Below are 19433 nucleotides of genomic sequence, written 5' to 3'. Positions count from 1 at the left end.
TTTTGAAACGGCCCCCGCTTTCGCGAGAGCCGCCATGGTGAGAAGCTAGTCTATTATCATGGACCACCTCCCGAACCGGCTTCACGGTCTTTCGCAGGTGGTTGGAAAAGAGAAGGCGCTGATGTATCCCGGCCAAGGTTTCTGTCAGCGTCTTCATTCCTAGGCAGTAAACTGAACAACCCAGTCTCTACGTTCTTGTCGATTTCCTTTGCATCACGCCACATACGTGAAGATACGGTATTTGCCTGCGGCCCGATATCACGTCCATACTTCTCTCGAGCGTATTCTCTAAAGTCTTTAGGAGCCAATCCAGGCTTGCCTTGTTGCTGTGCAACTTTCAGTGCCTCAAAGATAATTTGTCTTACTGTCAATGTCGGCGTCGAAGGAGCCGAATACTTTTCCACAGCTGGCGTCTGGGCATAAACGGGCGTTCGAGGCTTACTTGAGCGGCCATCAACTGTTGATGGAGCAGACAAGCTTCTGAACACGCGCTCAGCGATTTCAAGCTCACTAAGCTCCGTCTTTTTGTCTTCAATGCGCTTCATTAAATCAGAGATATCTTGCTCTAATTTTTTGCGCCGACCCTGAATCTGTGATGCTGAGATTTCCATATCTCAGTTAATGCAGCATCGGAGAGGGTGAGTCAATGCTGTGATGGCCTATTTGTTATGGTTGAGATGGCATTTGATCCCGAAATGTTCTTCCCTAGGGGGGGGTTCTCAGCGTTGGTGGTTGATTGCAGCCCGACCACAAGACTTGAGAAGATTAAAGTAGCTTCAATTAGGCGACTATCAAAAGCACTATCCTGCTCGTTGCATGGCTCTCGTAGCAGGCTAGAGTAAGGTGCGTTCTTGGATGTGTGCGTTAGGAAAGCCGCAACACAGCAAATGTGGTGGCACAGAAGGTCCGGATCATGCCCTGCACTTTATCTTGCGACGTCCGCATTGTTTTCGTTGGTGCGGGTCTTGGGCTCTGCGCTGCAAGCCCAGCGAATGACTGCTTGGAGATCATCCAAATGAAGAACGCCCGCCGAATTGGCGGGCGTTTTCCCTAGTTGTAAAGAATAAAGGCTTTAGCCCCTGCGCCTACGCCTCAGAACTTCCCATTCCCATGCGCCATCTCCGCCGGAATGGGCGAGACGACATCCCAATGCTCGACAATCTTGCCGTCCTCGACCCGCCACAGATCGAAGAACGCCCAAGGCTCACCGCCCATAATCGCGTCCGTCGCCACAAAGACGAAATTGCCCTCGGCCACCGCAAACTGGGGCTCGAACTTCGTGATCACCATACCCTGCGCGGCAAAGGCTTCAATTGCGGCCATCAGGCCCGACAGCCCGTCCTCGATCGAGGGGTTGTGCTGCATGTAAACTTCGGGGTCCATGTAATTCGCGACATTCTCGGGCGCGGCACCGCCCAGCACATCGCGCACAAAACCCAGCACCAGCGCCTTGTTTTCCTGCGTCTTGTCCAGATCGGTGATCTGAGTGGGCCCGTCCGTCATGCCGCGCCCCGATGCAGTGGTGTCTGGGATGGGCTGCAGGTTGTCCCAATGTTCGACAACCTTCCCGTCATCGACCCGGAAGATGTCAAACGCCGCCAGCGAAGAGGCCCCGAACGCATCCGCATTGTCATAGGTGTTGTGCAGCACAACCATGTCACCCTCGGTGATCACGCGATGGGTGGTGGCTGTCATGCCCGACTGTGCAACCAGCGGGATCAGACCCATCAGCCCTTCGGCACCGGTGGGCACCTGCGGGTTATGCTGGATATAGTCGGGGCTCACCATCTGGCGCGCGGCGTCGGGGTCATGCTCGACAAAGGCGGCCGAGAACAGGGCGAGGACAAGCTCTTTGGGGGTCATGGGTCAATTCCTGATGATTCGTGTTGTGGCGATAGTAAGTATTAAAAACGCACCACATTACAATTACGCACTTTAAAATCACGTAGTTACTTTCAGGATACTGCCATGCAAAACAATGCTTTGCGCTGTCGACTAATAGTATTATGATCGCTGCAAGTATCTAAATCGAACCAGAGGTCCCCATGCTTCCCATCGGCGTCAACAGCAAGGCCGAAGCGTCAAACTGCTCAATCCGTTCCGTTCTGTCGAACGTCACCGGCAAATGGCGGATGATCATCATTCTGGCGCTTGAGGACGAACCGAAACGGTTCGGAGAGATCAAGCGCTGCATCGGCGACGTCACCCAGCGGGTGCTGACCGAAAACCTGCGCGGGTTGCAGCGCGACGGCTATCTGACCCGCACCGTCGACCCCGGCCCGCCGGTTGCGGTGTCCTATGCGCTGACCCCTCTGGGCCGCAGCCTGTTAGGCTTGCTCAAGCCGCTGGTCTACTGGTCGCACGAGCAGATGGATCAGGTCAAAACCGCGCGTATGGAGTATGAGCGCGCCCACCCCGACTGAGCCCTCCGGCTCAGGGGCACCTGTGCCCCGCGACGCAGGTTCCGTCTTCCTCGCGGATCACGGTCGAATGCCCGGGTGAACCGCCCGGCATCGGTACGCCGGTCGACAAGATGAACCGGACCGAATGCCCGCCGTTCAGACCCGCCGGGAACCGCGGGATCGGCTTGTCGATCTTGAAATAGCCATCCGGCGTCTGGCTCAGCGCGCCTTGTCGGGCCAGTTGCAGCAACCCTGCCTGTTGCGGCAGCACGTCATAGGGCTGGGCTTGATGTGAGGCCACAACCTCGCCCTCGGCAAATTCCAGAATCCCCCCTCTGTAATAACGCAGCAACAGCTTCTGCAGTTTGCGCTCCAGATCGCCAACCTGTTGGTCCTTGGGCGGGTCCAGAACCTGCACCCCGTCATCGGTCACAAGGTAACGCCGGTTGTTCTTGATGATGGTCAGCCCGTTCGCCTTGGTGCCGCCGCCCGTGATGCCCTTATGTGCGCCCGAGGGCAGGTGAATCTCGCCCAGCGTATAGGCCCCGAACATATGGTCCACGCTGCGCTTCAGCTTGGATGAGACCCGTCCTTTGGCGGCGATCGCTTCGCCCGAGTCGCGGTCCTTGAAATACTTGGGCAAACAGTTGCGCCCGGGTTCGAAATGAACGACCTCGGGCGCAAGCCCGGCAACGCCGACACCCCGCGCGGTGGCCGGCGCAACAAACCGTTCCACCCGGTCCGTGTCGCCGGTGATTTTCCAGACGATCGAGTCGAATGCCGTCGCTAGGATATAAAGCGGCGCATCGCCCTCTTCGATATGGATCACCGCCGCCGAGGTCTCTCGGTCCAGCCCCGACATTGCCATGTTGGAAACGGCATAGCCCTCATACCCGCCGAGCAGCAGGATTTCGGCCTCTGCCGATGGTTCGGGAAATTCGCAAGACTGTCCGGCTACGGGTTGGCGCAGGGACTGTGGCGGGGTGACGTTCGGTGACACTTCGTTGGCTGCAATCTTTTCGACGGTCTGCGCGATCTCGTCCGGGGTGACCTTGCCGTCCTGATTGGCGTCAAACTGCAAAAGCTCTTCCATCCGTTTCCGGTCCGGCCGCATCCGCGCCTCGCGCGACATCGCGTCTTGCCAAAGCTCGGTCAGCGACAAACTGCCGTCGCGGTTGCGATCTGCGGTTGCCAGAAGGGTCTGCAGCGCCACCGACTGACCTTGGTTCAGATAGGGCAGCTGCCGCTCGACCTCAGCTGTCGAGACCTCCATGTCGCCATCCAGATCGAACGCAAATACACGACCCAAGGCGCTGGCCCGCTGCCGCGCTGTCTGCATCGCCTCGTGCACCGCGATGGCGTCTCGGGTCAGCTCTCCATCGGGGGAGTAGTGGAACAGCTGCCGGATCGCCTCTTCCGTGAAGGCGTTCGGATTCAGGGTGATCCGCTCCATCGTCTGCCGCGTCAGGTTCGGCCCCGGTTCGGGCGTGGGTTCCGATTGTGCCGACGCGATTTGCCCCGCCCCGGCCACCAGCAGGGTACACAGGAATCTGTTAAGCTTCATGAAATCAATGTCCCGAAATCAACACTTGAGTAATGGATAGCACCCGATGGTGGCAGGGCAATCGTTAATGAAAGGTTAACGTCGTTGCGCGCGCAATGTGTGGGCACCGGTCGCCGCTGGGTTTATGAAACCGGGACCCCAGCAAACGAAAAACGCCCGCCAAAATGGCGGGCGTAAAAACGTACAAATTGCACAAAGTTGCTCTCAGAGCTTGTACAATCCGGACAAAACGCGCTTAGCGGCGGATGCCCAGCTTTTTGATCAGGTCCTGGTACCGTGCTTCTTCTTTACCCTTCAGATAGTCCAGCAGCTTACGGCGCTGGGCGACCATCTTCAGCAGACCACGGCGACCGTGGTTGTCTTTCTTGTGGGTCTTGAAGTGCTCGGTCAGGGTGGTGATGCGCGAGGTCAGGATGGCAACCTGGACTTCGGGCGAACCGGTGTCGCCGTCCTTGGTTGCGAATTCTTTCATGACGCGTGCTTTTTCAGCGGCAGTAATCGACATCGGGGTCTCCTTTAAAAAGGTTGAGGTTGATGGCGCAGGCCGGGATGTCGTCCAGCACAGGCCCATGGAGAAAACCGCACCGATTCCGATGCGGATGGGCGCGTATAGGCGCTTTTGGCGCGGATGGCAAAGGGTTTCTGCCCGCTCAGCCGGTGGCGGTCAGCTGGGCCAGATGCGCCTCGGTCACCAGTTGAATATCCTCGATGGTCAAACCATCAACTCCATGCAGCCGGGCGATCTGCTCCCCGTTCAGGCTCACATGGGTCAAGCTGCTATTTTCACTGTCTTTTTCGATCTCGATATCGGGTTCACCGGGCCCCTCCCAGGTGACCAGAAGCTTGTCCTGCCCCAACTGGAAGTCCATGATCGTGACACTGTCTTGCGCGGGCTCGGCCTGGATGACGACGTCGTCCTCGCCTTCTCCGCCCGTTACCACATCGCCGCCATAGGCCAGCAGAACATCATCCCCCGCGCCGCCATTGAGGAAATCGCGGGTTTCCTCGCCCTTACCATCGTCGCCGGTCAGAACGTCGTCTCCATCGCCGCCGAACAGCGCGTCCTCACCTTCTCCGCCCGCCAGATAATCCGCGCCCTTGCCGCCCTGTAACGCGTCGTCGCCGTCGCCACCGTCAAGCCTGTCGTCATCCTGCCCGCCAAAAAGCTGATCGTCCCCTTCGCCGCCCATCAGATGATCCGCGCCGAAATGACCATAGAGCGTGTCATCCCCCGACTGACCCAGCAATTCATCCGCGCCCGCCTCGCCGTGCAGCAGGTCATTTCCCGCGTTGCCAGCCACGATGTCATCGCCCTGACCGCCATGCAAAACGTCATGTCCCGCACCGCCGTCAATCAGATCATCGCCACCATATCCGTTGATCTGATCGTCGCCATCCTGACCAGTCAGCGCGTCGGTGCCCTCGCTGCCTGCAAGGATCAGATCGCCCTCGTGGTCCGAGATCACTTCACCCGTGCCGACCTCTTCGGGGTCAGTTGGTTCTTCGATGTTTTCGTCCGGATCCAACAGGTTGCCTTCGGGCAGATCCTCGTCGGGCGTCTCTTCGATGTGGTCATCCTCATCCTCTTCCACGGGGGCAAGGATATCCCCCATCGCGTAAGCTGCGCCGCCAACGGCAGCCAGTCCAAACAACCCGATCAGAAACATGACACCCCTCCGCACGCAGAATGCTCCGAGTGTGAAATATCCCATGTTGTCAGGTGCTTGGTCAAAGCCAAGTTGGAGGTGTGGTTAACCCTTCGTCACCAGCGCTCGGGCTGTTGGGTATAGGCGATATAGAGCGGATGTTTCGGATGCCCGTCCTTGGTCAGCCCCAGATGGAACAGCGGCTGCCCGGTGCCGCGCAGCAGGCATTCGACCGCCGGGCCGCGATCCAGATGCGCGCCATGGGTGCCCCATGCGGCGATGACCTGATCGGCCCATTTAACGCCGTCCAGAATGGCCGCGTCGTTGGCGGGTCCGACCGGATCGGCTGCGGCGCGCATCTTGCGTGGGTCGGTGTCGCGCCAGGCGAAGATGTTGGTGACTTGAAACGCCCCGAACCCCAGCGCCCTTGCGCGGCGCTCACAGCGTTCGACGGTCGGGTCGTTCTGCACCTCGGTCGCGGTTGACGGGTTCAGCATCACGAACAGCGCTTTTCGCCCCGCCGCATCCCAGACACGGGTCAGGCTATATCGATACTTTTCGCAGTCGGAATAGATGGCGGTCGAGGGCGCGTCGCCCTTGGTATGCGTTCGGGTGATCATGCCCTATCGCCTATCACGAGGGTTAGGCGACGAACACCCGGCTGGGATGCAATTCGCCGGATTTGTAGATGCCCACGGCCACGGCCTTGCCATCCAGCGAGGCCCAAGCCTCATCGCCATATTCCACGTCCGAGGCCAGCACCATGCCCGGATTGCCATTGCGCAGGCGGGTGGCCCCTTCGGGGGTGCATTTCAGCTCGGGCAGGTCCGACAGACCGGTTTCCAGCGGGTGCAGATAGTCGTCCAGCGCGGTGGTTTTGGCCATCTCGTCGATTTGCTCAATGCTCAGCCCATCCTCGGCCTCAAACGGGCCGGACCAGATGCGGCGTAGTTCCCGGACATGGCCATGGCAGCCCAACGCCTCACCCAGATCGCGGGCGATGGACCGCACATAGCCACCCTTGCCACAGGTCATCTCCAGCACCACATGATCGGTGTCGGGACGGTCAACCAGGATCAGTTCCTCGACCCACAGGGGCCGGGCGGCCAGTTCCACATCCTCGCCATCGCGGGCCAGTTTATAGGCGCGCTGGCCGTCGATCTTCACGGCCGAGAACTTCGGCGGCACCTGCATGATCTCACCCAGAAACGGGCTGAGCGCCTGTTTGATGTCGTCATCCGAAGGGCGCAGATCGCTGGATGCGATCACTTCGCCCTCGGCATCGTCGGTGTTGGTGGCCTGCCCCAGACGCACGGTGAAGGTGTAAGCCTTCAGCGCGTCGGTGATATAGGGAACCGTCTTGGTCGCCTCACCCAAGGCCACCGCCAGAACACCCGTCGCCTCGGGGTCCAGCGTGCCTGCATGGCCCGCCTTCTTCGCGTCCATCGCCCAACGCACCTTGTTGACCACCGCGGTCGAGGTCATGCCCGCAGGCTTGTCCACCACCAGCCAACCCGAGATATCGCGGCCCTTGCGTTTGCGTCCCATGTCACACCCAGAATCTTGCCAAGGCGCGCGGGGTAACGGATCGCCTCAGCCCTGTCAATTTGCAGGGACGTCTTCGACCACACCCACGATCGGCCCCAGCGAGAACCCGATATCCGACCGGTTGCCCGCGCGGTCGTAGAGGCGCGAGATATTGCCGTCGAAGAACAGCGCGTTCGGGGTTTGCAGCACGTCGCGAAACAGCAGGCCGAATTCGTGGAATGTGACGTAGTCCTCAGAGATCGCAAACACCACAAGCTTGCCATCATCGCTGGTGCCCACGCCGTTGCGCACGAAAAGCGAGGTCGAATCGGGCAGGAACCGGGGGTGCAACTCTCCGTCGATCACCAGCATGGGGCCGGATTGGGTGGCGAAACGACAATCTGGGGCCTGGTCGACATAATCCAGCGTCTCGAATACATCGGCGCGCCCGTCGCGGATGCAGAACACACCGTTGGGCAGCAGGCCGAAATTGCCGGGGCCGGGGTTGGCGATGACGCGCATCTGTTCTTGCCCATTTTCCACATAGTGACCGACAGGCGAACGGTCGTCGTGATACATGCCCGCATTCATTGCAAAGGCGAGACGCTTGCCTTCCGGGGCCAGAGCCTCGTTTACTGAGGAAAAATGCCCCAGTACGTCGCCGTCCGCGCCGTTCAAAAACAGACGCAGATCTTCGGACGCATCTGCCTCGCAGATGGTAAAACGCTTGTCTTCATGGGTAACCTTCTCGCAGGTCACCGCACCAGCCTGCGCGGCCCACAGGACCGCGCCCAATGTGGCGAATGCCCGGATCACTCGTCCAGATCGCGGCGCACCGCGTCCTGATCGAACATGCGGCGGGTGTCGTCCAGACGGTCGAACGTGTCATCCAGACGGAACCGCAGATCGGGTGAGAATTTCAGATTCAGCTTCTTGCCGATCACGCGCCGCAATTCACCCTTGTTACGGGCGAGCAGGTCGATCACGTCCTCCTGACCCTTGCCGCCCAGGGGCAGCACATAGGCGGTGGCGATTTTCAGATCGGGCGAGGTGCGCACCTCGCCCACGGTGATCGACATGCGGTTCAGGTCGGGGTCGTGGACATCTCCGCGCGCCAGAACCTCGGACAGGGTGCGGCGGATCAGTTCGCCGACGCGCAGTTGCCGTTGGGACGGGCCGGGGCCATCGTGGAATTTGTTCTTTGCCATAATCCCCGATCTAAGCGCAAAGCTGGGCTTTGCCAAGCGGGTGCGAACGGGGTAGGAGGCTTTGAGCCGACTTAGCGAAAAGGACCAGCGTAATGACCCATATTCCGGGGATCGTCATCACAGGGGCTTCGGGCCGGATGGGGCAGATGCTGATCAAGACCGTGTCTGAGAGCGATCAGGCGCGTCTGGTCGGCGTGGTCGAGCGTAAGGGGCATGACTGGATCGGTCAGGATGTGGGCACGGCGATGGGTGGTCAGGCGTTGGGCGTCACGGTCACTGACGACCCGTTGGAAGCCTTTGCGCGGGCGCAAGCGGTGATCGATTTCACCGCGCCCGAGGCAACGCTGGAGTTCGCAGCGCTGGCGGCACAGGCGCGCTGTGTGCATGTGATCGGCACCACCGGCATGAGTGACGAACAGATCGCCGCGCTGGAACCAGCCGCGCGCCATGCGGTGATCGTTCGGGCGGGCAACATGAGTCTAGGCGTCAACTTGTTGGTTCAGCTAACAAAAAAGGTCGCTGCTGCACTGGACGAAGATTTCGATATCGAGGTGATTGAGGGCCACCACCACCACAAGGTCGATGCGCCCTCGGGCACGGCGCTGATGCTGGGTGAGGCCGCCGCCGAAGGGCGCGGGGTCAATCTGGCGGACGTGTCCGACCGAGCACGCGACGGCATCACCGGCGCGCGTCAGCGCGGCCATATCGGCTTCCACGCCATTCGCGGCGGAGACATCGTGGGCGAGCATGACGTCCTGTTCGCCGCCCCCGGCGAGCGCATCGTCCTGCGCCATCTGGCCACCGACCGCGCCATATTTGCCCGCGGCGCGCTCAAGGCGGCGCTGTGGGGGCAGGGCAAGGCGCCGGGTCAGTATGATATGGTGGATGTATTGGGGTTGTAGGGGCTACGGCTAGATGTAAGCGCGCGCAAGAACATAAAGAAAGAACATCACGATCCAAAATACCACAGCTGCGAAAAGCGATAGAAAGTGTATCATGAAAAAATGGAAGTAGTTGGCATTCGGGATAATCCGTATCCCATTGGGTACGTTCAGATCGTCACATATTTCAGTCCTGAACCAAATATTACATGCTCCATGAGCGTTCAGAAGCAATCGCTTGCGTGATGGTGGCTCGCCTCTTGTTCTGATCCAGAACTCGATAAACTCGTCCTTAAATTTGAATATCGGGAAAACCGAAGTCAGAAAAATCGTGGCGATCCAGCATGTCAGGCTCATGATGAACACAAACCCAAACATAATTAAGAACAAAGTCAGCAAATAAGATTCCTCATACCCTTCGCAAAATGCAGATTACCGAAACGCGGTCAGACCGGGCGGTTCGGCACCCTCCTGCTCGACCTGCGCAAACAATGCGCCCAACCGCTGATCCCATGTCGGGAACTGACCGGTCAGAGCATATGTGAGGCGTTCAGCTCCGATAGAAATGCCCAAAGGTGCGACCTCACCGCCGATGATGATCTCTCCGATCTCGGTCCAGTTGGCCGAAGGGGGATAGGCGGCAGGTGCCGGTTCGGGTTGGTCACCGACGCGGTAATAGACGCCCATCGTGACCAGATAGTCGTCGCCAAACGGGTCGGGAAAGAAATAGCCCGAGGCATCGCGGGCGGCCAGCGCTTCGGCCTCGTCGCGCAGCAGGACCTTTTCCGCAAAGGGTAGGTTCAGGCCGTCCAGAACGGGGCGCATATCGTTTGCCTGCGGCACGCTGACAAAGGCGATGCGCGCGGGGTCGAGGCCGAAGGTCTCGGTCAGAAGGTGCAGCATCAGATGGGTCGTGTCCTGACCGGTAATCAAGCCGCCCGGATGGCAGCCGACCTCGTGAAACAGGGGCAGGACATCGGGGCGGGTTTTCTCGGCGACATCGCCGACGCGGGCCAGAGGTTGAATGATGAATGCTTCGGTGGGCAGCGTGCTCTGATCGAAATCATGCCGCAGCCCGCCGTTATAGCTCGTATCACCGGTGCTGATCGGCAGCGGCTGTGCCTCGGCAAAGCCAAGCGCGGCAAAACCCGCGCGCAGGCGGTTCAGCGTATCGGCAAACTGCGCTTCGAAGGCCTCATTCTGACCGGTTGCGCCAAGTGCAATTTGCGGCACCAGCGCGCTTGCGGTGGCTGCGGTTCCCAATTGCACCAGTTTCCGTCGATTCAAAGCCATCTGCGCCTCCTCACAACACGCACAAGGAGAGTATCGCAGAAGTTTGGCGCAAAGGTTAAGGGAATCTGAAAACACGCCCCGAAGGATGTATCCTTAGAGATCCCTGATCTTGTTCGCACGCAGCGGACAGGCGAGATAGACGCCGAACTCTTTGCCGATATCGGCGCTGACCCGAGCGTGAACTGCGCCCTGGCGATCAAGGAACCGCTGGGTGTCTTCGACCGGGAAAATCCCCTCGTGCCAGATGCCGGGATGGATATAGAGGCCTTTGGAGCCGTCGCACCAGAAAGCCACCACCTTTTCAGGTGTCAGATTGTCACCCGGCAGGGCAGCGGGGATGATGAAGGGTTTGTTGTCTAACGGCCAGAACATCTGACCGCCATCGGGGTGGTAATTCATATGCCACAGCAGGACCTGATCCCGGGGCGCGGTTTGCCGGTCCGCCTGCGCCTGCTGCGGGTCGGTGGACCAGCCCAGAACATAGTGGCCACCGACCGCCTCGTTCTTGCCATAGAGCACATCGCCCTTCCATTCACCGTGAAAGGTGCCCTCGACCCAGCCGCCTTCATCCCCGGTGCCCTCATCTATGGGGCGCCAGCCCTGTTGCGGCCAGCGGGTGATTTCGATCTCGAACCCCTCGGGGTCATCGACCAGACAGCCATAGCCTTTGACAGATTCGTCGGTGGCGCGGATCAGAGGCACCTCGTGCCAGGGCAGTGAGGGCTTGGTGCTGGCTTCAAAGATATATTCGGGGGCGTTCATGCGACCTCCATATGTTTGTCGACCATACGCTGCACCATCGGGGCGAAATGAGCGAAATCGGGGGTTTCCATATCAGCGCGCTTTCCGGCCTCGTCCAGATATCGCACCTGAATGATCTCTTTCAGGTTCGGGTTGGCCTCGAAGGCGGTGACTTCTTCGGCGCTCATCGGGCCGCCCTGCAGTTCCAGCGTGTGGACCGAGGCGGTCGACAAGCGGTTGAAGTACTCGGGCTTAGTGGCGCAGAGGTATCGCTTGGCCGCCACATGGTATCGGCAGCAATCGGTGATGACAGAGGGAAAGAACTGCTCCAGCACTTCGGCCCCTGCATCTTCGTGATGCCGGTCTTCGGTGTCGTCAGGTTGGTAGGTGCCGAATTCCGAGGTGAAGTGGCCGATGTCATGCAGCAGCGCGCCGACGATGATTTCCTCGGGCATGCCGTTTTGTTCGGCGATGGTTGCGCCTTGCAGCATGTGCTCGGCCATGGTGACGGGTTCGCCCAGGTATTCCTCGCCGCCGCGGCGGGTAAAGATATCGCCGATGAAGGCCACGATGTTGTCTCGGTTCAGGGTTGAGAAATCGGGCCTCATTCCGCCGCCTCCGTTTGCGTCATCTCCATTGCCGCCAGCGTCGAAAGCAGCCCGTCTTTGTCAGCATAACATCCCTGTAGCCAGCGAGAGCCTGCGCCTGAATAGCCCAGACGGGCATGCAGCACGCGGGTGTTGTCGACGATAAAGCTCTCACCTGGTTCCAGTTTGAACGACACGCCCATCGCCGGGTCGTCGATGATGTCGCCCAGTTGGCGGTAGGCGGCGTAATAGGCCTCCATCTTGTCAAACGGCACGTCCACGAACGGGGCCGAGGACCGATTGTTGAAGCGGATGCCGATTAGTTCTCCATCGGGTGACAACTCGATCATTGGGCGGCGCGACCGCAGGCAGACTCCGTCCGAGCCCTTGTATTCGAACCGGGCGGGATAGCCCGCCAGCAGGGCGAAGCCCTCGGGGTTCTGATCGCGCAGCGTCTCGGCGGCGCGGAACCCGTCGACCACGATGGAATCGCCGCCCTCGGCGCTGTTTTCGAGGCAATAGAGGATCTGCAGCGTCGGCACCGGGTCGCGATAAGGGTTGTCGGTATGCGCCTGCAGGCCCAACCCGGTAAAGGCGAGGTTGTTCGGGTTCACCTCGGTCCGGACTTCGAAATAGGGGCCGTAATTGGTTTCACGCACATAGCCGAACAGGTCAGCCACCTGCAGCAGCGATTCCGGCGTGGTCGGGCCGTTTGTCAGCTTGGCAAAGCCGTATTCGGCGACGGCGGCCAGCCAGTTGCGCTTGGCGGCGGGGTCCGTGTGAACCTGCGTCCAGTCGCCGCTTGGGGCGTCGATGCCCTGCGCCCATGTAGTGATGCCGGGGGCAATGCGCCCGAATTCGGTGCTCTGATCGCGGTCATAGCGGTGCGCGGCCAGCCAGTCGGCGGGGAAAGTGACGGTCTTGTCTTCGGGTTGGAAGGTGACTTGCAGATCGCCATTGGTAATCTCGACAGCACTGATCGCAGTATCAGCGGGGATGTCACCGATGGTGATCAGGCGCTGGCCATTGCCCGGCGCGCGGGTTTCCGGGTCCAGCGCGTTGTCGCGCAGCCAGATGGCGTGAAAGCGGGAGCGTGTGCCATCGGCGAAGTCTACGGTGACAACGGACGGATCGAAGGTGGCGGTGCGCAGCATGGGGTCTCTCCTGTTCAGCGCGGCTTTGGTTGAGGAGATACGCGGTTCGTGGCATTACCACAATTAATCCTTATTGCGACTGAGGCTTGGAAAATCTTATGGCTAAGAAACAGATCGGATTGCCGCCGCTGGATTGGCTGCGTGTGTTTGAGGCCGCTGGGCGTTTGGGCGGTTTCTCGGCTGCCGCGCGCGAGTTCGGCTTGACGCAGGCGGCAGTCAGCCAGCGGATTGGGAACCTTGAGGCATGGCTGGGCCGGTCGCTGTTCGTGCGCGAGGCGCGCGGGGTGTCGCTGACTATCGAGGGCGAAAGCTATCTGCCGCTGGTGCAGGACAGCCTGCAGGCGCTGGAGCGCAATACCGAGGACCTGTTCGGCAAATCCCCGCGCGAGTTGCGGGTGGCGGGGTTGTCGTCGCACATCCATGCTTTGGTCTTGCCTGCGTTGCCCGCGTTTCTGGATGTACGGCCCAAGGTGCGGGTGATGACCGATTCCATGGCGCGCCGATCGTCGTTGGAGGAAGAGCGGACATGGTTGCAGTTACGTTATGGTCGCGGGTCGTGGGCTGGTCGCGAGGCGAAACTGATCTCGCCTGAGGTACTGGCCCCGATGGCTGCGCCTGGTGTCGAATGGGGTGCACCGCTGATCGATCTGCGCGGGGAGCGCCCGGGATGGCAGGATTGGGTGCGGGTGGCGGGGGTCGAAGATTTGCCGACGGGGCGGCTGAGTTTCGATTCCGTTGGCCACGCGATCACGGCAGCGCGGCAAGGGATGGGGATCGTGTTGGGCTCGGTGCCTTTGGCAGCGGGCAACCTGCAGACGGGGCGGTTGTGCCGTCTGGACCTGCCTGAGCTGCAGACCAAAGATGGCTACTGGCTGACTTGGCCCGAGGATCGGGTGCGGTCGAAACGCCAGCGGGCGTTGATTGACGATTTTCTGCAGGCGCTGCGGGGCGCGGACTGATCAGAAGTCGATGGCGATGCCCTTCTTCTCCCAATCTCCATAGCGGGCCGGATCGGGACCGTCGCGCCCGCCCAGTTCTTTGGGTTGCTCTTTCGCCTCGGCCTCGGCTTTTTTACGACGGGCTTCAGCCTCGGCCAAGGCGCGCTGGGCGGCGGGGGGCAGGTCTTGGTGCGCGTCACTCATGAGATCGGGTTCCTTTCCGTTCCGCGCCTTGATATACGCCCTCGTCCGCCCAAGGCAATGCGGGCAAAGGTCATCAGGGGCAACCAGCATCATGTCAAATTCCGCAACCGCCGCGCGCCGCAGCGCCATCTATCTGCTGGATCAGATACTGGGCGAGGGGCGGCTGCTGCCCGAATGTCTGGCCGCGGGCGCGCTGGATCGACTGGCTCCTGAAGATCGTGCGCGGGCGCAACGGTTGACCATCGAAACCTTGCGCGGGTTGGAACGCGCCGACCGGCTGCTGGCGGATCACCTGCGGCAGACACCTGCGCTGACCGTTCACAACGCCTTGCGGCTGGGCACGGTCGAGCTGTGTCAGGGCGAGGCGGCGCATGGGGTCGTCAATTCGATGGTCGAGATCATCGGGCGGTCACGCAAGCATGGGCGGCTCAAAGGGCTGGTGAACGCAGTTCTGCGCAAGATCGCGGCCGACGGCCCCGAGGCATGGCCCAAGATGCGCGTGCCTCGCCTGCCGGAGTGGCTGCGCGATCCGTTGATTATGGCGTGGGGTGAGGATGCCGTGAAGGGCATGGAGCAGACCCAATTCCACGGCGCACCTTTGGATGTGACCCTGAAACCGGGGGCTGAGGCCCCGGGCGGAGACGCCTTGCCCACCGGTTCGGTCCGGTTGCACGAGGCCGGTCAGGTGTCGACCTTGCCGGGATATGACCGGGGTGATTGGTGGGTGCAGGATGCGGCGGCGGCATTACCTGCGCGGGTTCTGGCCCCGAAGGCGGGGGAAAAGGTGCTGGACCTTTGCGCTGCGCCGGGGGGTAAGACTTTGCAACTGGCGGCTGCGGGGGCCGAGGTCACGGCGCTGGATATCTCAGAGGCGCGGCTGGCGCGGGTGCATGAGAACCTGAAACGCACGGGCCTGAAGGCCACCGTGATCGCCGGTGATGCGCTGGACCATCAGGGCGAGTACGACGCCATCCTGCTGGACGCGCCGTGTTCGGCAACCGGCACCATTCGCCGCCACCCGGACCTGCCCTTTGCCAAGGACGGCTCGGAATTCGGCGGGCTGATGGATCTGCAGGCGCGGATGCTTGCCCATGCGTGGTCTTTGCTCAAACCCGGAGGGCGGCTGGTTTATTGCACCTGTTCGTTGTTGCCCGACGAGGGCGAGGTACAGATCGAAGAGGCGCTGGACCAGCATTCTGATATGCAAACTGACCGTGCCGCGCTGGATATTGCGGGCATTGAAAGCGACTGGATCACCGAGGAAGGCGGGTTGCGCCTGCGACCTGATTATTGGCCCGAGCAAGGCGGCATGGACGGCTTCTATATCGCCTGTCTGAACAAATCCGCCTGAGGCGACGCTTTTCGATGACTTGACGAACGGACCGGTCTATCGTGTGCTCAAGCGCCCGCAGAGCGCAAGGGGCAGAATCGCAAGCGTCATGTCAAACTCGGACCCAATGGCCAATCGCTGGACACGGTTTCAGAACCGTCTCTACGCGCGTCTGAGCCAAAGGCGAAAGCCGGTCGCCGGTTTCGTCGGCCAGCCCGAGCCGCGCACGGTCGGCTCATTCGCGCGCGGGCGGCAGTTGGTGGCCGGCAACCTGCTGTTTGCGGGCTATCTGGTCGAGGCCGAAGATACCGAGCTTTGGGACGTCATCGCCCCCAGCGCCGATTTCGACAATGAGCGCCACGGATTCGCATGGCTCGACGATCTGGCCGCCGTCGGAGACTACCGCGCGCGCGAAAAGGCGCAGCGCTGGGTCTGGGGCTGGATCGAGGCGCATGGGCGGGGGCATGGCCCCGGCTGGGCCCCCGATCTGACCGGGCGGCGTGTGATGCGCTGGATCAACCACGCCCTGTTCCTGCTGCGCGGGATGGATGAGGCGCACAGCAAGTTGTTCTTCCGGTCGCTGGCGCAGCAGACATGGTTCCTGTCCAAACGCTGGACCTCGGCCACGCCGGGTCTGCCGCGGTTCGAGGCGCTGGGCGGTCTGGTACAGGCCGGCTTGGCGCTGGACGGGCTGGAGCAGATGGCGGACCCCGCGCTCAAGGCGCTGGCCCGTGAATGCGAGCGTCAGATTGATGCCGAAGGGGGTATCCCGACCCGGAACCCTGAAGAATTGCTTGAGGTTTTCACGCTGCTAGCCTGGACCTCTGCCGCGCTGAGCGAGGTGGGGCGTGGCACACCTGCGGCCCAGACCGAGGCGATCCGGCGGATCGCGCCGACTCTGCGCAACCTACGCCATGCGGATGGCGCGCTGGCGCGGTTCCATGGTGGTGGGCGGGGGCTTGAAGGGCGGCTGGATCAGGCGTTGGCCCACAGTGGGGTGAAACCGCAGGACCATTCGGACCTGTCGATGGGCTTCGCACGGCTGGCGGCGTCGCGGACCACCGTTCTGGTGGATGCCAGCGCGCCACCCAAAGGGGCCGCGTCTTACAACGCCCATGCCTCGACCCTTGCGTTCGAGCTGACCTCGGGCCGCCGTCCGCTGATCGTGAATTGCGGCTCGGGCGGCAGTTTCGGACAGGATTGGCGCCGGGCGGGCCGGGCGACGCCCTCACATTCGACATTGTGCGTGGACAGATATTCCAGCGCCCGCCTTGCCGCGCCGATGAAAGGTGCCGCGCATGAGGCGATGGTCGATGGCCCGCAAGACGTGCCGGTAGATTTCGAGGACGCTTTCGAAGGCACCCGGTTCATGGCCGGTCACGACGGGTACGCCAAGGTCTTCGGCCTGACCCACGCCCGGACGCTTGAACTGCGTTTTGACGGGCGCGAATTGGTGGGCGAGGATATTCTGCTGACCGCCACTGACAAGGCCAAGCGGCAGTTTGACCGGGCGATGGACGCGGCGAACCTCAAAGGGATCGGCTTTGATATCCGTTTTCACCTGCATCCCGACGTGGATGCGGCGCTGGATCTGGGGGGTGCTGCGGTGTCGATGGCACTCAAAAGCGGCGAGATCTGGGTTTTTCGCCATGACAACATCGGAAAGTTGTCAGTCGAACCAAGTGTTTATCTTGAAAAGGGCCGCCTGAAGCCACGCGCGACAAAACAGATCGTTCTCTCTGGCCGCGCAATGGAGTATGCGACGCGCATCCGGTGGACGCTGCGGAAGGCTCAGGATACAGCCTATGCCGTGCGGGACACGCACCGGGATGAGCCCGTATTCGACTGACGCCAAAAGGACCTTTGGACCCATGACCGATCTTCACCCCGTGCGCCGCGCGTTGCTTTCCGTTTCCGACAAGACCGGGCTGATCGAGCTGGGCAAGGCCTTGGCAGAGCGCGGGGTCGAGCTGTTGTCGACCGGTGGCACGGCAAAGGCGCTTCGGGATGCGGGGCTTGCCGTTAAGGATGTCAGCGAGGTCACCGGCTTCCCAGAGATGATGGATGGCCGGGTCAAGACGCTGCACCCGATGGTGCATGGCGGCCTGCTGGCGCTGCGCGACAACGACACGCACATCGCTGCGATGGAGGAACACGGTATCGGTGCGATCGACCTGCTGGTGGTGAACCTCTATCCGTTTGAGGCGACCGTGGCCAAAGGTGCCGATTATGACGAATGTGTCGAGAATATCGACATTGGCGGCCCGGCAATGATCCGCGCGGCGGCGAAGAACCATGCCTTTGTAAACGTGGTTGTGGATGTCGAGGATTATGACAAGCTGCTGGGCGATATGGACCAGCACAACGGCGCAACCTGCCCGAAATTCCGCCGCAAGCTGGCGCAAAAGGCCTATGCCCGTACCGCCGCCTATGACACCGCCGTGTCGAACTGGCTGGCCGAGGCGCTGGAACTTGAGGCCCCCAAACGCCGCGCCTTTGCCGGAGAGCTGAAACAGACCCTGCGTTATGGCGAGAACAGCCATCAGACGGCAGCCTTCTACACCGATGGCTCGGGCCGCGCCGGCGTTGCTACCGCCGTGCAGCATCAGGGCAAGGAACTCAGCTACAACAATATCAACGACACCGATGCCGCGTTCGAACTGGTGGCCGAATTCGACCCGGCGGAAGGTGCCGCCTGTGCCATCATCAAACACGCCAACCCCTGCGGTGTGGCCAACGGCGCAACCCTGCTGGACGCCTACAAAGCGGCCTTCGACTGCGACCGCACCTCGGCCTTTGGCGGGATTGTGGCGCTGAACCAGCCGCTGGATGCGGAAACCGCGCAAGAGATCACCGGGATTTTCACCGAGGTGGTGATTGCTCCGGGTGCCTCAGACGAGGCCAAGGCGATTTTTGCCGCCAAGAAGAACCTGCGCCTGCTGACGACCGAGGGCCTGCCGGATGTGACCGCCGGTGGCAAAACCGTGCGTCAGGTCGCCGGAGGTCTGCTGGTGCAGGACAAGGATAACGGTTTTGTCGGCATGGATGACCTGAAGGTCGTCACCAAGAAAGCCCCGACCGACGAGCAGATGCGCGACCTGCTGTTTGCGTGGAAAGTTGCGAAACACGTCAAATCCAACGCCATCGTCTATGTAAAAGACGGCGCAACCGTGGGCGTGGGCGCAGGGCAGATGAGCCGCGTGGACTCGGCCCTGATTGCCGCGAAGAAGGCCGAACGCATGGCCGATGTGCTGGACCTGCCGCAACCGCTGACCATCGGCTCGGCGGTGGCGTCGGATGCGTTCTTCCCCTTCCCCGACGGTCTGATGGAGGCCGCTGAGGCCGGTGCGACCTGCGTGATCCAGCCCGGCGGATCGATGCGCGATGACGAGGTGATTGCCGCTGCGGATGAGGCCGGACTGGCCATGGTCTTCACCGGCATGCGGCATTTCCGGCACTGATGCGCAATCCGCTGCTTCTCTGGGCTGCGCTGGCTGCCTTTGCGACCGACCAGATCAGCAAATATCTGGTCGTGCACGTAATGCGCGTGGCGCAGGGCGATATCGATGTGTTGCCGCCGCTTCTGGTGTTCAAATACGGCGAGAATCGGGGCATCAATTTCGGCCTGTTTCAGGGCGACAGCGAGGCTGCGCGCTGGGTGCTGATCGGGATTTCTGTCGCAATCTGCGTTGGTGTTCTGATCTGGCTGGGGCGCACCGCCCCGACCAAGCTGATGGCCATCTGCGGCGGCCTGTTGATCGGCGGGGCGCTGGGAAATGTCGTGGATCGGGTGCTTTACGGCTATGTTCTGGACTTTCTCAATATGTCCTGCTGCGGCATCAATAACCCGTTTGTGTTCAATCTGGCGGATGTGTTCATTTTTGCCGGCGCAATCGGGCTGGTGCTGTTTGAGGGCAAAAAGCCCTCGTGACGCGCCCGTTCAAATGGGATAAAAGCG

General features: G+C 61.2%; 21 protein-coding genes. 7 read left to right on the top strand and 14 right to left on the bottom strand.

Annotation, left to right across the window (positions count from 1 at the left end):
* Positions 1–56: 56 nt before the first annotated feature.
* On the bottom strand, positions 57–611 hold the full coding sequence (locus ACR0J1_RS06890) for a hypothetical protein (protein WP_480731676.1): 555 nt from the start codon (positions 609–611) through the stop codon (positions 57–59).
* Positions 612–1092: 481 nt separating this feature from the next.
* Positions 1093–1863, bottom strand: a complete 771-nt coding sequence (locus tag ACR0J1_RS06885) for a nuclear transport factor 2 family protein (protein WP_480731674.1) — start codon at positions 1861–1863, stop codon at positions 1093–1095.
* 182 nt (positions 1864–2045) lie between these two features.
* On the opposite strand from ACR0J1_RS06885, the gene ACR0J1_RS06880 reads away from it, so the two are divergent.
* Positions 2046–2423, top strand: a complete 378-nt coding sequence (locus ACR0J1_RS06880) for a winged helix-turn-helix transcriptional regulator (RefSeq protein ID WP_480731672.1) — start codon at positions 2046–2048, stop codon at positions 2421–2423.
* Positions 2424–2433: 10 nt separating this feature from the next.
* Here ACR0J1_RS06880 and ACR0J1_RS06875 read toward each other — a convergent pair whose 3' ends face one another.
* From ACR0J1_RS06875 to rbfA, 7 genes are all read right to left on the bottom strand, one after another.
* Positions 2434–3966 (bottom strand): EF-hand domain-containing protein, encoded by a 1533-nt coding sequence (locus ACR0J1_RS06875; RefSeq protein ID WP_480731670.1) that lies wholly within the window; start codon positions 3964–3966, stop codon positions 2434–2436.
* A gap of 235 nt (positions 3967–4201) precedes the next feature.
* Complete coding sequence (rpsO, locus tag ACR0J1_RS06870) at positions 4202–4471, bottom strand: 30S ribosomal protein S15 (protein WP_008757925.1); 270 nt, start codon at positions 4469–4471, stop codon at positions 4202–4204.
* 145 nt (positions 4472–4616) lie between these two features.
* Positions 4617–5633, bottom strand: a complete 1017-nt coding sequence (locus ACR0J1_RS06865; RefSeq protein WP_480731668.1) for a calcium-binding protein — start codon at positions 5631–5633, stop codon at positions 4617–4619.
* 95 nt (positions 5634–5728) lie between these two features.
* Positions 5729–6232: a DUF1643 domain-containing protein gene (locus ACR0J1_RS06860; RefSeq protein WP_480731666.1), complete on the bottom strand. Its 504-nt coding sequence runs from the start codon at positions 6230–6232 to the stop codon at positions 5729–5731.
* Between the two features lie 22 nt (positions 6233–6254).
* A complete protein-coding gene (gene truB / locus ACR0J1_RS06855) occupies positions 6255–7160 on the bottom strand; it encodes a tRNA pseudouridine(55) synthase TruB (protein ID WP_480731664.1) in 906 nt (301 codons plus the stop codon).
* Between the two features lie 54 nt (positions 7161–7214).
* The gene (locus tag ACR0J1_RS06850) at positions 7215–7955 is read right to left on the bottom strand and encodes a phosphodiester glycosidase family protein (RefSeq protein ID WP_480731663.1); all 741 of its coding nucleotides are present in this window, start codon (positions 7953–7955) and stop codon (positions 7215–7217) included.
* Positions 7952–8347 carry a 30S ribosome-binding factor RbfA gene (rbfA, locus tag ACR0J1_RS06845; RefSeq protein WP_421597987.1) on the bottom strand — a complete coding sequence of 132 codons (396 nt, stop codon included), beginning with the start codon at positions 8345–8347 and terminating at the stop codon, positions 7952–7954. Before rbfA ends, ACR0J1_RS06850 begins: the two co-directional genes overlap by 4 nt.
* A 92-nt stretch (positions 8348–8439) precedes the next feature.
* On the opposite strand from rbfA, the gene dapB reads away from it, so the two are divergent.
* Positions 8440–9249: a 4-hydroxy-tetrahydrodipicolinate reductase gene (gene dapB, locus ACR0J1_RS06840; protein WP_480731662.1), complete on the top strand. Its 810-nt coding sequence runs from the start codon at positions 8440–8442 to the stop codon at positions 9247–9249.
* A 411-nt stretch (positions 9250–9660) separates the two neighbouring features.
* On the opposite strand, the gene ACR0J1_RS06835 is transcribed toward dapB, so the two are convergent.
* The 4 genes from ACR0J1_RS06835 to tmpA form a co-directional block, all read right to left on the bottom strand.
* Entirely contained in the window at positions 9661–10521 is an 861-nt protein-coding gene (locus ACR0J1_RS06835; RefSeq protein WP_480731660.1) for a hypothetical protein, read from the bottom strand.
* Between the two features lie 93 nt (positions 10522–10614).
* Entirely contained in the window at positions 10615–11283 is a 669-nt protein-coding gene (locus ACR0J1_RS06830) for an ureidoglycolate lyase (RefSeq protein ID WP_480731658.1), read from the bottom strand.
* On the bottom strand, positions 11280–11870 hold the full coding sequence (gene tmpB / locus ACR0J1_RS06825; protein ID WP_480731657.1) for a (R)-1-hydroxy-2-trimethylaminoethylphosphonate oxygenase: 591 nt from the start codon (positions 11868–11870) through the stop codon (positions 11280–11282). Before tmpB ends, ACR0J1_RS06830 begins: the two co-directional genes overlap by 4 nt.
* Positions 11867–13003, bottom strand: a complete 1137-nt coding sequence (tmpA, locus tag ACR0J1_RS06820; RefSeq protein ID WP_480731655.1) for a 2-trimethylaminoethylphosphonate dioxygenase — start codon at positions 13001–13003, stop codon at positions 11867–11869. Before tmpA ends, tmpB begins: the two co-directional genes overlap by 4 nt.
* Before the next feature lie 98 nt (positions 13004–13101).
* On the opposite strand from tmpA, the gene ACR0J1_RS06815 reads away from it, so the two are divergent.
* Positions 13102–13962, top strand: a complete 861-nt coding sequence (locus ACR0J1_RS06815) for a LysR family transcriptional regulator (protein WP_480731653.1) — start codon at positions 13102–13104, stop codon at positions 13960–13962.
* Here the strand turns inward: ACR0J1_RS06815 and ACR0J1_RS06810 are convergent, their stop codons facing one another.
* Positions 13963–14145, bottom strand: a complete 183-nt coding sequence (locus tag ACR0J1_RS06810) for a DUF1674 domain-containing protein (protein ID WP_480731651.1) — start codon at positions 14143–14145, stop codon at positions 13963–13965.
* A gap of 91 nt (positions 14146–14236) precedes the next feature.
* On the opposite strand from ACR0J1_RS06810, the gene ACR0J1_RS06805 reads away from it, so the two are divergent.
* The 4 genes from ACR0J1_RS06805 (at position 14237) to lspA (ending at position 19406) form a co-directional block, all read left to right on the top strand.
* The gene (locus ACR0J1_RS06805) at positions 14237–15496 is read left to right on the top strand and encodes an RsmB/NOP family class I SAM-dependent RNA methyltransferase (RefSeq protein ID WP_480731649.1); all 1260 of its coding nucleotides are present in this window, start codon (positions 14237–14239) and stop codon (positions 15494–15496) included.
* Between the two features lie 88 nt (positions 15497–15584).
* The gene (locus ACR0J1_RS06800) at positions 15585–17324 is read left to right on the top strand and encodes a heparinase II/III family protein (protein WP_480731647.1); all 1740 of its coding nucleotides are present in this window, start codon (positions 15585–15587) and stop codon (positions 17322–17324) included.
* Positions 17325–17346: 22 nt separating this feature from the next.
* Positions 17347–18936, top strand: a complete 1590-nt coding sequence (purH, locus tag ACR0J1_RS06795; protein WP_480731645.1) for a bifunctional phosphoribosylaminoimidazolecarboxamide formyltransferase/IMP cyclohydrolase — start codon at positions 17347–17349, stop codon at positions 18934–18936.
* Positions 18936–19406, top strand: a complete 471-nt coding sequence (lspA, locus tag ACR0J1_RS06790; RefSeq protein ID WP_480731644.1) for a signal peptidase II — start codon at positions 18936–18938, stop codon at positions 19404–19406. Before purH ends, lspA begins: the two co-directional genes overlap by 1 nt.
* Positions 19407–19433: the final 27 nt, after the last annotated feature.

The sequence above is a fragment of the Ruegeria sp. CJ3 genome, from assembly GCF_056536725.1.
The sequence above is the reverse complement of the archived record's forward strand: the minus strand, read 5'-3'. Positions and strand labels throughout refer to the sequence as shown.